11 protein-coding genes are annotated in these 13,095 nt (G+C 46.8%); 6 read left to right on the forward strand and 5 right to left on the reverse strand.

The window, feature by feature from the left end:
* Window positions 1–45: 45 nt before the first annotated feature.
* Together NC796_RS03140 and NC796_RS03145 are read right to left on the reverse strand one after the other, a co-directional pair.
* Window positions 46–543 (reverse strand): hypothetical protein, encoded by a 498-nt coding sequence (locus tag NC796_RS03140; RefSeq protein WP_310682071.1) that lies wholly within the window; start codon window positions 541–543, stop codon window positions 46–48.
* Between the two features lie 125 nt (window positions 544–668).
* Complete coding sequence (locus NC796_RS03145; RefSeq protein WP_310682074.1) at window positions 669–995, reverse strand: hypothetical protein; 327 nt, start codon at window positions 993–995, stop codon at window positions 669–671.
* Between the two features lie 649 nt (window positions 996–1,644).
* Between NC796_RS03145 and NC796_RS03150 the strand changes: the two genes are divergently transcribed.
* The 3 genes from NC796_RS03150 to NC796_RS03160 all read left to right on the forward strand — a co-directional run bounded on the left by NC796_RS03150 (window position 1,645) and on the right by NC796_RS03160 (window position 6,612).
* Complete coding sequence (locus NC796_RS03150; protein ID WP_310682077.1) at window positions 1,645–4,503, forward strand: PVC-type heme-binding CxxCH protein; 2,859 nt, start codon at window positions 1,645–1,647, stop codon at window positions 4,501–4,503.
* 29 nt (window positions 4,504–4,532) lie between these two features.
* Entirely contained in the window at window positions 4,533–5,822 is a 1,290-nt protein-coding gene (locus NC796_RS03155; protein ID WP_310682080.1) for a VCBS repeat-containing protein, read from the forward strand.
* A 220-nt stretch (window positions 5,823–6,042) separates the two neighbouring features.
* On the forward strand, window positions 6,043–6,612 hold the full coding sequence (locus tag NC796_RS03160) for a hypothetical protein (RefSeq protein WP_310682083.1): 570 nt from the start codon (window positions 6,043–6,045) through the stop codon (window positions 6,610–6,612).
* A 178-nt stretch (window positions 6,613–6,790) separates the two neighbouring features.
* On the opposite strand, the gene NC796_RS03165 is transcribed toward NC796_RS03160, so the two are convergent.
* Both NC796_RS03165 and NC796_RS03170 read right to left on the reverse strand, forming a co-directional pair.
* Window positions 6,791–6,949 carry a hypothetical protein gene (locus tag NC796_RS03165; RefSeq protein WP_310682085.1) on the reverse strand — a complete coding sequence of 53 codons (159 nt, stop codon included), beginning with the start codon at window positions 6,947–6,949 and terminating at the stop codon, window positions 6,791–6,793.
* A 2-nt stretch (window positions 6,950–6,951) separates the two neighbouring features.
* The gene (locus tag NC796_RS03170; protein ID WP_310682087.1) at window positions 6,952–7,959 is read right to left on the reverse strand and encodes a hypothetical protein; all 1,008 of its coding nucleotides are present in this window, start codon (window positions 7,957–7,959) and stop codon (window positions 6,952–6,954) included.
* Window positions 7,960–8,173: 214 nt separating this feature from the next.
* Here NC796_RS03170 and NC796_RS03175 point away from each other — a divergent pair, with 214 nt between their 5' ends.
* Complete coding sequence (locus NC796_RS03175) at window positions 8,174–8,512, forward strand: hypothetical protein (protein ID WP_310682088.1); 339 nt, start codon at window positions 8,174–8,176, stop codon at window positions 8,510–8,512.
* Between the two features lie 698 nt (window positions 8,513–9,210).
* On the opposite strand, the gene sucD is transcribed toward NC796_RS03175, so the two are convergent.
* Entirely contained in the window at window positions 9,211–10,083 is an 873-nt protein-coding gene (gene sucD / locus NC796_RS03180) for a succinate--CoA ligase subunit alpha (protein WP_310682089.1), read from the reverse strand.
* Between the two features lie 168 nt (window positions 10,084–10,251).
* Here sucD and NC796_RS03185 point away from each other — a divergent pair, with 168 nt between their 5' ends.
* Both NC796_RS03185 and dnaG read left to right on the forward strand, forming a co-directional pair.
* Window positions 10,252–10,494, forward strand: a complete 243-nt coding sequence (locus NC796_RS03185; protein WP_310682090.1) for a hypothetical protein — start codon at window positions 10,252–10,254, stop codon at window positions 10,492–10,494.
* Between the two features lie 493 nt (window positions 10,495–10,987).
* On the forward strand, window positions 10,988–13,027 hold the full coding sequence (gene dnaG, locus NC796_RS03190) for a DNA primase (RefSeq protein ID WP_310682091.1): 2,040 nt from the start codon (window positions 10,988–10,990) through the stop codon (window positions 13,025–13,027).
* The last annotated feature ends 68 nt before the right edge of the window (window positions 13,028–13,095 follow it).

Consider the following 13,095-nt stretch of genomic DNA (forward strand, 5'->3'; position numbering starts at 1 on the left):
CAAGACCTTGCCCCTGAAGAATTGGAATTATGCTGGAATCAAGAGTTACGCCGGCGGAGCGTTTACTTTTACCTGGATTGCCCCTTGTTTATCTACACTAGGTGTTTCCAAATCGGAGTGATCTCCGTGCATTAGCTGTAGCTGAATTGTCGATTCTCCGGCACTTTTGGCGATAATGTGGAAGCTCCAGCGCCCATCTTCGTCATGCTGCTCAATTTCGATCACATCCTGATTTTGAATGTTCCACCCGAGGGAGTACCCCTCATCGAGATCTTCCGCATGAATATGCTCCCGCTCTTCATTCAAGAATTCTACGGTAATAAGCGAGGTTTCTTCTCCCTCAGTCAGTGTGAGGTTGCCGGTTACTTGCCCGTCGAAGAATTCAATAATGGTTTCGCCATTCATGACGAGTTGCAGGCCTTCCGGTTCGGTGTGCTCGTGCTCTTCACCAGAGCTGGCGGGATTCGAGCAGGCAGTTATAAGTGTTGCGACGGTCAACAGGAACAGACTTACGGTTAATGTAGAAGTATTAAAATATTTCATAATCTAAAAATGGTTGTAAATAATAAATTCAGTTCGAAACGGATAGATCACATTACACCTCGACTGCTATCAATTAGCAGAGCGGCGCGTTCGTCATCAATCGTTTATAGGGATGGTGCGATATATTAGCCAATGGAAGGGGGAGATCGGCCTTTATTTACAACCTCGAATACAAGGGTGAGAAAGATATCATCTTCTAAATGGAGTTCTTTTGACGAATAGAGTGTTACTCCCCTGGAATTGTCGACAGGTAAATCGGTATTGAAGAGATATCCACAAATCGGGCATGGTGTGGTATCCGGGGAGAGGCAGTTTCCTGTATCAGCATAATCTTCCGGATGGTGATGGTGCCATTCCAGTTCGTGGTGGGAGTGAAGCGTGGAAATAGTAAGCCCGGTGGTCAGGAAGACCATCAGTAAGCAACCGACCAGTGATTTGAGCTTACTTTTCATAGTTAAGGTTGAATCTTTATCTACAATTCAAGGCTCGATATTAAAGGAAATAACGTAGTTATGCGAACTTCATTTCGTTAAAGTTTTTGTATTCAGTTTAGTTTGGGGAACAACCTACTAACTTCCTATCGTTGCAAATCAAAATTTCATAGAGGGAAACACTTTTAGCGATTGAAAAGTAGCCTTTGTGTCATCCTGAACTTGTTTCAGGATCTCATAGAGTCTCTATCTTTGATATCGACTCTCAACAGATCAGCGCTTAGTGCTACTACGAGTTTCCCGACCGCTGTCGGGAGTCCGGGATGACACAGAGGGTATTTTGGGGTTCTTTGCCATCTAATCAACCGCTAAATACGTTAGAGGTAAGTAATATTAGATTGTTTTCCAATGATTATGAAAGGGAAGTTCAAATCATTATTCTTCATAATTGTTCAATGGAAGCGCCCGATAAATACGTAGCTACACTTTGAATATTTAGTTAACAGGGATTAAAATTCTGCTCATGGTTGGGCTGGGTGAGTATAAAAAAGCAGGGTAACTCATTCTTCTGATAAAAGCTTGTACCATTTTAGTTTGTTAGTGACCTCGGCCATCTACAAATGAACAATAGGGGAATATTTCGAACACCAATAATAACAATTTTACTACTATGCGCCGGATTACCGCAGTCATCTCACTGCTATTTTTAACGCTAATATTTCAAAGCCACACTTTTGCCCAGGAATCAGAGGTTGATCGCGAATACAAACTGGAAGCCAAAATAACAGGCTATACCGGTATCGGTGGATCTATTGATGGCATCAGGAACCCGGTGCTCCAGGCGAAAAAGGGTGAGAGAGTTCGAATCACTATTGAAAATGGAGAGACTCTGACCCATGACATCGTTATGGAAAAGCTGGGAGTGAAAAGTGAATCCATCATAGATAAGGGAGCAACGACCAGCATCACATTTGTAGCTAAATCAAATGACACGTATTACTGTAGTATTCCCGGTCACCGCAAGGCCGGTATGGAAGGAGAATTTGAAATTATTGAAGCCACTTCCGAAGAGGTCGTTGCCCAAGGCGTTCCACCAGAGAAAGATGGAGAACCGCTAAATATGGATTTTGAATATAGTACACTAAATAATTGGACGGCAGAAGGCGAAGCGTTTGAAGACCAACCGGTATCTGACCGGTCAACGGCCGTGTATGGGGAGGATATGAGCATTAATTCCAGCGGTCAGTTTTACGTGAGCAGTGGTGGGACCAAGCATTCAACGGAAACCGGAACGTTGACATCGACGTCGTTCAAAGTAATCCATCCTTACGCGGCGTTCAAGGTTTCAGGTGGGGCACTTAAAGAAACGCGCGTTGAAATCCTGAATGCTGAAACTGATGAGGTTATCTTTGAGATTACCGGCAACGATCACCACCGACTCCGCCCTGTTGTGGTGGATCTGCAGAATCACGTTGGGGAGCAGATCTATATCAAATTGATAGACAATGAGACAGGCATCTCCCAAATCCCCTACATCGGGGACAACATCTGGGCTCATATCAGCTTTGATGACTTTCGTTTTTATTCCAAGCGACCCGAATTTCCCGATGAGCTTCGTCCCGAAGAGATCGTCATTCTTCCTCCGAGAGACATTATCGAAAATGCGGGACTTTCTGGAGAAGAAGCAGTAAAAGAGATGGATTTGCCGGACGAATTTACTGTAAAGCTCGCAGCTTCCGAGCCAAGGGTGGTCCGGCCGATAGCATTTACCATAGACGATCGAGGCAGAATATGGGTGGCTGAGGCGCATACCTACCCTGAAAAAGCGCCGGAAGGAGAGGGTGAAGATCGTATCCTGATCTTTGAAGATACCACCGGTGATGGCAAGCTCGACAAGCGAACGGTTTTTATTGAAGGACTTAATCTTGTTAGTGCTATTGAGGTGGGCCACGGCGGTCTCTGGGTCGGGGCTGCCCCGGAACTTCTGTTTATTCCGATTGATGAAAGTGGCAATAAACCGGCTGGCAAACCCCAAGTTTTATTGAATGGATGGGGCTATGACGATACCCACGAAACCCTGAACAGTTTCCGTTGGGGACCTGACGGATGGCTTTACGGTAACCATGGAATATTTACACATTCAGAAGTTGGGAAGCCCGGGACGCCGGAGGATGAGCGGGTAAAGCTGAATGCGGGAGTTTGGCGATATCATCCCAAAAAGCATGAGTTTGAAGTGTTCGCTTATGGCACAAGTAATCCCTGGGGACTGGATTTCAACAAGTACGGGCATCCTTTTATAACCGCGTGTGTGATTCCTCATCTTTTTCATGTAATCCAGGGCGGAAGATATAATCGGCAGGCCGGACAGCATTTTAATGCTCATATCTACGACGATATCAAGACGGTAGCTGACCACGTGCACTGGGTGGGAGACAACGGTCCCCATGCTGGTAATTTCCGTTCTGGGTCAGCAGGCGGAGGGCATGCCCACGCCGGGGCGATGTTCTACCAGGGAGCCGAGCACTGGCCGTCTCGATACGACAATACATTGTTTATGAATAATATCCACGGCTACCGGATGAATGCGGATAAAATCATCCGCAAGGGTTCTGGGTATACGGCTTCGCACAGCAAAGATTTTCTTAAAACTCATGATGCGTGGTCGCAGTGGCTGGATTTCCGCTACATGCCGGGCGGCTCGGTCTACGCTATCGACTGGTATGACAAAAACCAGTGTCACAGTCCGAATCCCGCAGTTCATGACAAGACGCTAGGCCGGATTTTTAATATTCGGCATGAGAAGGATGAGTATGTGCAGGTCAATTTGAAAGAAAAGTCCAGCTTAGAACTCGTGGAATATCAACTGCATGCAAATGAGTGGTATGTGCGGCATGCACGTCGGATCCTGCATGAACGCGGGCCGGATGAAGAAGTGCATAAAGCATTGAAAGAGATCCTGAATCAAAACCCGGATGTTACCCGAAAGCTCAGGGCACTGTGGGCACTGCATGTAACGGATGGGCTCACAGATCAGGATTATATCGGTTTGATGGATCATGACAGCGAGTACGTCAGAAGCTGGGCAATTCAACTGCTGGCTGAGGATGAAAATGTGCCTGACAGGGGGGTAAAGAAAATCGAGGAGATGGCGCGAAATGATAATTCGGCATTAGTCCGTTTATATATTACATCGGCCCTTCAGCGGATAGAGCCGACGCGAAGATGGAATGTGCTGGAAGGACTTTATGCGCATTCTGAAGATGCTGACGATCACAACCTGCCACTGATGGCGTGGTTTGCCGCCGAACCGCTGATAGAGCAAGATATGGACCGTGCGTTGGATATGGCTATGAATGCCGAACTGCCTACTATTTTGCCCTACACCATCAAGCGTGTCGCGGCTATCGGAACGGACCAAGCGATGCAGGCGCTTGAAGAAACCGAGAAAAAGCTAAAGGATAAGCCAAACAGGGGTCAATTTGACCAGGCGCAGCAGGAGCTCGATCTGATTTTTGGTCAAACTGATTAACTATTTCCAAATTCACTGGAGATCATAAAATGAAAAAAGTACACGTCAGTGTATTGGCTGTTATGATAATCGCAGCCGGTGTCACTATTCTTTCCTCATGTCAACAATCCAAGGGACAGGGCGGAGACTATACTATTCATAAATTTCAAAAGATCCAGTTGTCTTCCGCCTTTTATGCAGAAGGGGCTGGAATTGGTGACATCAATCAAGACAACCAGCCCGATGTCATTGCGGGATCATACTGGTATGAAGGCCCTGATTTCAAAACGAAGCATGCATACTACGAGCCCAGGGAGTACGATCCCTATAAATATTCCGACAATTTCATCGTGAATATTGAGGATGTAAACGGGGACGATCGGAATGATATCCTGATGGTGGGATTTCCCGGTGAGGCTGCCCACTGGTTTGAGAACCCCGGAAGCGGGGACGATTACTGGAACCGCCACCTGATTCATGAACGCGTTGATAACGAATCGCCACAATTTTATGATCTGAACCGGGATGGCCAGCTGGAACTGGTATTTCATACGGATGGATATCTTGGATACGCCACACGGAACGCCGATGATCCTACCCAGCCTTGGTCGTTTACCCGCATTTCCGAGCAACATGACTGGGGGAAATTCACCCATGGTCTCGGTATTGGGGATATCGATGGTGATGGACTGGAGGATATCATGAAGAAAGAAGGCTGGTGGAAGAATCCGGGCAAAGATCAGCTGAACAGCCAATGGGAATATCACGAAGTGGATTTTGGGGCCGATCAACAGGGAGGCGCACAGATGTATGCCTACGATGTTGATAGTGACGGACTGAACGATGTAGTAAGCAGCCTGAATGCCCACTATTGGGGCTTGGCATGGTTTCGCCAGACCCGGAATGAGGATGAAATCACCTTTGAACAAAACATCATTATGGGAGATTCGACCGCTGATAACCGCTACGGCGTTAAATTTGCTGAAATACATGCCATCGATCTCGTGGATATGGACAATGACGGGGTGAAAGACCTGGTGACCGGGAAGCGATTCTGGGCACACGGTCCCGATGGATACGATTTTCATAACAATGCCGCCGTTCTCTACTGGTTTAAACTCGACCGAAGTGGCCCTGAAGTAACCTTTGTACCGTACCTGGTGGATTATGACTCTGGAGTAGGCGTAGAGGTAGACACAGGCGATTTGAGCGGGAATGGCTACCCCGATATTGTGGTGAGCAACAAAAAGGGTACATTTGTATTCCTGAATCAACCAGAATCGGTGAGTCGAGACGTTTGGGAATTCAATAGACCTGACCCGATAGAGATTTCAGAGTAAATGCATTTTAAATGAAAGAATGCGTTTAGCGGTTAAAAAGCAGGCTTTGTGTCATCCTGAACTTGTTTCAGGATCTCGCAGGGCCTCTGCCGTTGATCTCAGCTCTCAATAGATCAGCGTTTGGTGCCCACACGAGATCCCGGATCGGGATCCGGGATGACACAGAGGATATTTCTCGGTTCTTTGCCATCTAATCTAACCCCTAAACACGTTTGAAAGAATGTGTGTTGAGCAACAAGGTGGAGGGATAACGCTTTTCAAACAATTCTTCTCCCAAAAGAAGCTGATGAGAGTATTGGGGTCGTCAATTATTTTTATTCTATCTCTTTCTCACATGGGATTTTCCCAGTCAAAGAGTGAAGCGGTGGAATGGATTAATACGCAGGGAGAGGAGACCATACAGCGGCTTACGGGCAACATCTCCCTGTACTGGGAACTCGATGAATACGGCTCGTTTCGTGTTACTGATTTTAATCCTGAGGATAAACAGTTGGCCCAAAAATATACCTATCTAAATTTGTATGAGCTTGACCCGAAAAGGACGTCGATCCGGGAGAAATCAAATAAAAGCAGAAATAAGATTCTCATTTTGAGTTGTCGAAAGGAGAAGGGAAGCTGCATTAAAATCAGGCATGACTATAGGGATTCCAGCTTAAAGTCTAAGGAATCTGCCATATACGCATTTCTCTTAGAGAGCGATTATGATGGAAACGAGGAAGAAAAACTGTTGAAGTACCTAAAGTGGGCCATTGAATTTTTCAATGAATCCTCAACTGTTGATGGGAAATAATAATGACCAACGTATTTACCGGTTGAATTTAGAGCTACTATACGGTTTCTGCGCGATCTGCGTAATCAGCGGGAGAACGACAGGGCCCGCAGATGACGCGGATTCCGCAGAATGTCTGATACATCCATCGTTATGGTCGCCCGTGAAGATGACTAACCAGGAAACGCGTTAAAGGCCATCAGTATAACAGCATTACCATCCCGATAACAATACAGATAAATCCCGTTGCAGTGATAAATTTGGTTGGAAAATATTTCCAATGGCGGTCCTCGTAATGCTTGATGCCGCTGATCATCAGGGTTCCGATGCCGAAGCCAATCAAAAAATAAGTGATCATCGCTATATCGTTCTGACGTTAATTGAAAATGCCTGTGCGGGATTTTGCCGGGTTACTTGGTTGATTTCCTGATCTGTGAAACCAGAAGCTTTAAGCATAGGGATAAAAGTGTTGATGAGAACGTCCATTGGGCGTTTAGCTACGCCGTCAGGGGGATAGGTGGATCCATCATGGCCCAGCAGAATATGATCCAGCATCCCTTCTTCTTTAAAAGCTCGTATTAATTGCAGATGATGATTTACGGTGCTGGTACTGTCCGCATACCCGTTCAGGTAATTTGGGGTTCGGAGTCCGTCCAGGGAGATCCACGCTCCTTTTTTTGCCGCCCGGAGCAATGCTTTCGGGCTATCCATATTTTGAGCATGCACCCACACCCAGGCCGAGGGATGTACACCTTCTCCCCCTAATATTTGCAGCTGCTGATCGACCGCTTTGGGATTATCCGAGGTATGAATCTGAAGCAGGAGCCCTGTTTCACGATGCGTCAGCGCAGCTGCCCGGACCAGCTTGGCGTCGATATCGGAAAGGGGACCGGAGTCGACCCCGATCTTCACAAATCCCGGCTTAATTTCTGTTCCCTGGATGCCGTTTTCGAATTCATCAATCCAGCGAGCAGCCAGCTTTTCAGGACTCTCATTATATGCGTAACCGGGAATATAATCATCACCGGCAGCCCCATAGATACCGGTGTTGGTTAGAATGTTGATTCCACTCTGTTCTGATATTTTTTTGAGTAAAGCTATATTTCGCCCAAAATAAGCCGCGGTGCAGTCAACAATCGTCTGGCAGCCCAGTGAGTTTATATATTTCAGATAGGGCACTACCTGTTCGAGCACATCAGCTTCATTATATTGGCCCGGCTCCTCGGCTGGGGGACCGAAACGAGAAAGAATATGTTCGTGTACCAACGTAAACCCCAGTTTTGTGCTCGGGATGGTACCGGTTACAGTATTTACGGCATCAGCCAGTGGCGTCTTGGTTGGAGTGCTGAATATTGAATCTATTCCCATAGAAAAAAGTAAGGCTGAGGCAGAAGTAGATTTAATAAACTCTTTTCGATCCATCAGGATTGGATTTGAGTCGAAATTGACTCCACTAAATTAAGAGAGTTATTTAAAAAGTCCACTCCGTTTTATGGTATGTAATGACAGCGATACTTCACGGATTACAATAAATGAATCGGACTGCCGTAAACATATCGAGAGCTAAGTAAAAGGTATGGAGATGAAGGCGTACACGTTGATTTTAACAATATTCTTACTGGCTGTCACTGCCAGTCTGGAAGCTCAACAAATAGTGAAACCCAAAGTTCAACAGGATCCGTTGTCATTTGGATTAATTCAAGAGGATTCGCTGATCACAATCCTACCTAATTTTTTGAAACCTCCCAAAAATAAGCAGCGAGATAATTGCATCGATTTTAACATGCCGATCTACAAACCAAGCGAGGAGTTCAGGGATGCGATGCCGCAGATGTCCGCCCCGGACCTGGAATATAACATGCCGGTTATAGTACCGGACAGCAGCTGTTGGGAAGGGACGAAGTCAAAAAATAATAAATAACCTTGGCTCGGCATAAAACTGAGAGAGGATTATAAGTCTTAATAAAGAGTTTTTCTCCATGATTATCAGGGAGGAAACAAAGCCTGCTCTACGAAACCTTGTGCGTAGCAGAGGATGGGTGTTGATCGAGGTTCCCGCACTTTACTATTCCCATAATCTCAAAAAAAATGATGCCCTGTAACTGTATTTGCCTCTTGGTGACCCACTCTTGTTCTCTCCCTACAAGCAGGGAGAGAGACTCGTTGATTGAGATTAAACCGAAGGCGTTGAGCAGTTAGGAAATGCCTTTCAGTCATCCTGTACCTTTAGTCCTGAGCTTGACTCGGGATCTCATTCAGGATCTGGGAAAGATGACAAACGTTGATATTGAACCGAAATAGAATCAACGCATATACCCTTGCGAGATCCTGCATCGGGGTACAGGATGACTGAGAGATTCTATTGTAGATTATGGCTTCACAACTCAACCGCTAAATGTTAAACCGACTTCTATTAGAATTAATCCCCCGAGCAAGTGATAAGGCTTATCTATTTTTTAACTCAATACGTTCACGGCAATAATTCTATCTCCATTCAGCTACTTTGTGCCTGAAGCAAACGGACACTCTGCTTCTACGGTTTTGTCAAGCCCCCAAATAAAAAAGAGCTGCCATCTTTTGGAAAGATGACAGCTCTGTGAAATGAGATAAACTCTTCTTTTAAACTGCGACCATCTCTTTCAGCGTAACGCCGATATCGGCAGGACTGTCAACGACGGTAACGCCCGCAGCTCGCAGGGCCTTCTTCTTATCTTTGGCCGTTCCCTGTCCACCGGAAATGATGGCACCGGCGTGTCCCATTCGTCGTCCGGGAGGGGCCGTGCTACCTGCAATGAATGCAACAACGGGCTTGTCCACATTCTCCTTGATGTAGGCAGCTGCTTCTTCCTCGGCTGTTCCACCAATCTCACCAATCAGTACAATCGCTTCGGTGTCAGGATCGTCCTGGAACAGTTTTACGGCGTCGGTGTGGGTGGTTCCAATGACCGGGTCGCCGCCAATACCGATTGCGGTGCTCTGACCCATACCCGCCTTGGTAAGCTGATCGACCGCTTCGTATGTAAGCGTTCCTGAACGAGAGATCAGTCCAACTTTGCCGGGCGTGAAAATATTGCCGGGCATAATGCCAATTTTCGCCTCCCCGGGAGTAATAACTCCAGGACAGTTTGGGCCGATGAGCGTAGCTCCGTGACTGTTCACAATCTGCTTGGCCGTCACCATATCTTTAACCGGGATTCCTTCCGTAATACAGATAATTACCTCAATACCTGCAAATGCGGCTTCCGAGATCGCATCTCCCGCAAAAGCCGGGGGTACAAAAATAACCGAAGTGTTAGCTCCTTCTTTTTTTACTGCATCTGCGACAGTGTTGTAAACAGGTCGATCTAAATGTTTTTGACCACCTTTACCGGGGGTAACACCTGCTACTACATTCGTTCCATATTCAATCATTTGTTCTGCATGGAAACTACCTTCGCTTCCGGTAATGCCCTGAACAACCAGTCGTGTGTCGTTGCCTACGAGTACGCTCATGAATCAGAATTTCTGGGTTGAATTAGCGTTTAATTTAATCGGTGGGAATATACCGACTAAAGGGTTATTTGCCAAAAGTGGATGAGGGTTTATTTAATGGAATAAAGAAATTTTCAAGAGCAGTCAAATAATTTGTGTTAATTTCCCCGGTAGGCCAAAGTAATTTAAATGAACAGGTCAATTGTTATCGGTATTTCATATCTACTCCACTGCAAATGCCCGTTTCTTACTACTTTACAGGCTGCTAAAGCCCGAATTATGGATTTTGTGCGGGCACGGCTGCAACGTGCTCCAACAAGCCCTACTCATTTGATAAGGTATCTTTCCCGTTACCATCTTTCTTCAGTCGTCTGTCCCCTGACGAAAGAGGGGCTGCGACTGCGGCTTGCCTATCCTGTTGCCCCTTCTTAGCGGACGATCGGTGTACCCTTTACTACTCAGTCCTACCGAGCTTTACTGCCTGGCCTTCCTGTCCTTATAAGCACCGAGCGTGTGATATTACCATATCATGCTATATGATATTACTATATCATGGTGTGGGATATGGGTATATCATCCTGTCCGATATTATAATATCACGGGGCACGATATACTAATATCATGGAGTACGATATTGCAATATCGGAGTGTAAGAGATGGTAATATCAGGCAGGATACATAGTAAAGGAGATCCCGGCCGTAGTTATAAGGATAGGCAGGCGGAGTAGTAAGCCGCCGAGCGGCTACAGGCCCTAATCACCAAGATACATGAAGGATATACAAAGAACCACCAGCAAAACTTTGTGATACTCTGAGTCTACTTCGTGCCTATTTGTGTAACGCATATTTGGAGCAATAAAGCAATAGTTGATGGTGAAACTAGACTGGTTTTCTCTTATTATTATTAAGACATTTATCCACTGCTATGATACCAGACGAAAAGAAAGAGGAAATTCGCGAGACGGCCGACATTGTCGAGGTAGTGGAAGACTATGTCAAGCTGAAACGCTCGGGCCGCAGTTACAAAGGCCTGTGTCCATTCCATGACGAAAATACCCCTTCTTTCCATGTAACGCCGGATCTGGGGATCTATAAATGTTTTGGATGCGGAGAATCGGGTGATGTGTTCAACTTCGTGATGGAGATGGAGGGTATCGGCTTTGTGGAGGCGATGCGCACGCTGGCTCAGCGATTCGGAGTCTCCCTACCCGAAGAGGATGACCCGGAATTTGATGAAGAACACAACCTGCGGGAAGGTATCTATCACGCCCTGCGCTATGCCGGCGTCTATTACTATCGGCAGCTGATTGAAAGCAATGAGGCAGAGCAGGCCCGGCAGTACCTCCAGGAGCGGGGCTACAACCGGGAAATTATGCAGAAATTCGGGTTGGGCTATGCCCCGAGGGAAGGAGAAAAGCTCTACAAAGCGGCCGTCGATTCAGGTTTAAATGAAGAATACTTGTCGGAAGCCGGCCTCATCAAACCCAGCAAGCGTGGCGAGGGCTATTACGACACCTTCCGCGGGCGACTGATGTTCCCGATATTCAATCCATCAGGAAAAGTGATCGCTTTTGCAGGGCGGGTGCTGGGGAATGAGAAAACCGCCAAATATATCAACTCCCCACAGACCAAAGTCTACAATAAAAGTGAAGTGCTTTATGGGGTCAACTTTGCCAAAGGGGGCATCCGCAAGTCGGGTGACGTATTGCTGGTGGAGGGCTACACCGACGTGATCACGCTCAATCAGAATAACATTGATAATGTGGTCGCCTCCAGTGGCACCTCGCTGACTCCGGGACAGATGCACCTGTTGCACCGTTATGGCGATGCGATAACAATGATCTATGACTCCGACTCCGCCGGGCAGCGAGCGATGAAGCGCGGTATCAACATAGGGCTGGCCGAAGGGATGGACGTAAAGCTGCTGGAACTGCCACAGGGCGAGGATCCCGACTCATTTGTACGCCAGTTCGGGGAGGACTCATTCCGTGAGCTGAAAGAGGAAAATTCAGAGGATTTCCTGCACTACCTGGTTCATAAAGCGCAGGAAGATGGCAGCTGGGATGAAGAAAAGGAAAAGGTAATTACTCTAATCCTGGAATCGATCGCCCACATACCCGACAAAATTAAGCGAGAGGTCAAAGTTCAGAAGCTGAATGAGATCTCAAAAATTGGTGATCGGGCGCTTTTTGAAGAGCTGGGAAAGATTCTGAAGGAGCTTAAGAAGCAGAAAGAACGGGCCCGAAAACGGAAGAAAAGGGAAAGGGAACGAGAGCAAAAGCGACAGCGGGAAGAGCAGCAGCAAGCCCCCGTTCCACACCAGCCTGATGGTCATACACGGGCTTTTGAACAGCAGGTTGAGAATTCGAAACCGCAACGGAGAGCAAAGCCCAAAACGCCCCCGGGCAAGAAGCCGAACTATGAGAAAGAACTCATCCGCCTGATGCTGATGTATGATCGGACCATGATCGATTATATCGGTTCGCTCTGTAATGAGCAGCAGTTCGAGAATGAGCAGTTGAAGACATTTTACCTGGATATCATCGAGCGATATAAAGAGGAAAAGGAGGTTTCGGTGCAGGTGTATGCCGATCGGGAGCATCCCTACCCCCAGCTGGTGGGAGAAATTGTACTGGAAGAGCACTCGGTAAGTGAGCGACATCCTGAGAAAACCGGGGTGCGGTACAAGCGTGATAAAAATCCTTATATGACGGCAAAAGGAGCCCTGAAAGCCCTGAAGGTTCATTACCTGGAAAGCCTTCAGCGTGAGCTCCAACAAAAATATGATCAATGTGAAACCACCGAGGAGCGCAAGAAGGTGATGCGAACGATGAAAGAGGTTGGCAGGCAACGTACCCTTTTGCAGAAAACTCCCCCCGACGAACTCTTCCCTGATCCAGAGTCAGATGAAGGCGAAAGCCTGACGAAGAAGGTCTTTGAGTATAAGATGAAGGGAGAGGAATAGATAGATAGTATGCCCTTCTCGTAACTAACCAGTAATATCCTATACTATAAACAATGCCGACTGATACG

The organism is Aliifodinibius sp. S!AR15-10 (genome assembly GCF_031569985.1).
GTDB lineage: Bacteria > Bacteroidota > Rhodothermia > Balneolales > Balneolaceae > JAMQKA01.

Bases quoted from the DNA above. Each gene is read 5' to 3' on its own strand.
- NC796_RS03170 (WP_310682087.1), bottom strand. From the start codon at position 7,959: ATGGGAATAGATTCAATATTCAGCACTCCAACCAAGACGCCACTGGCT.
- NC796_RS03155 (WP_310682080.1), top strand. From the start codon at position 4,533: ATGAAAAAAGTACACGTCAGTGTATTGGCTGTTATGATAATCGCAGCC.
- NC796_RS03140 (WP_310682071.1), bottom strand. From the start codon at position 543: ATGAAATATTTTAATACTTCTACATTAACCGTAAGTCTGTTCCTGTTG.
- NC796_RS03160 (WP_310682083.1), top strand. From the start codon at position 6,043: ATGTGTGTTGAGCAACAAGGTGGAGGGATAACGCTTTTCAAACAATTC.
- sucD (WP_310682089.1), bottom strand. From the start codon at position 10,083: ATGAGCGTACTCGTAGGCAACGACACACGACTGGTTGTTCAGGGCATT.
- NC796_RS03185 (WP_310682090.1), top strand. From the start codon at position 10,252: ATGAACAGGTCAATTGTTATCGGTATTTCATATCTACTCCACTGCAAA.
- NC796_RS03150 (WP_310682077.1), top strand. From the start codon at position 1,645: ATGCGCCGGATTACCGCAGTCATCTCACTGCTATTTTTAACGCTAATA.
- NC796_RS03175 (WP_310682088.1), top strand. From the start codon at position 8,174: ATGAAGGCGTACACGTTGATTTTAACAATATTCTTACTGGCTGTCACT.
- dnaG (WP_310682091.1), top strand. From the start codon at position 10,988: ATGATACCAGACGAAAAGAAAGAGGAAATTCGCGAGACGGCCGACATT.
- NC796_RS03145 (WP_310682074.1), bottom strand. From the start codon at position 995: ATGAAAAGTAAGCTCAAATCACTGGTCGGTTGCTTACTGATGGTCTTC.
- NC796_RS03165 (WP_310682085.1), bottom strand. From the start codon at position 6,949: ATGATCACTTATTTTTTGATTGGCTTCGGCATCGGAACCCTGATGATC.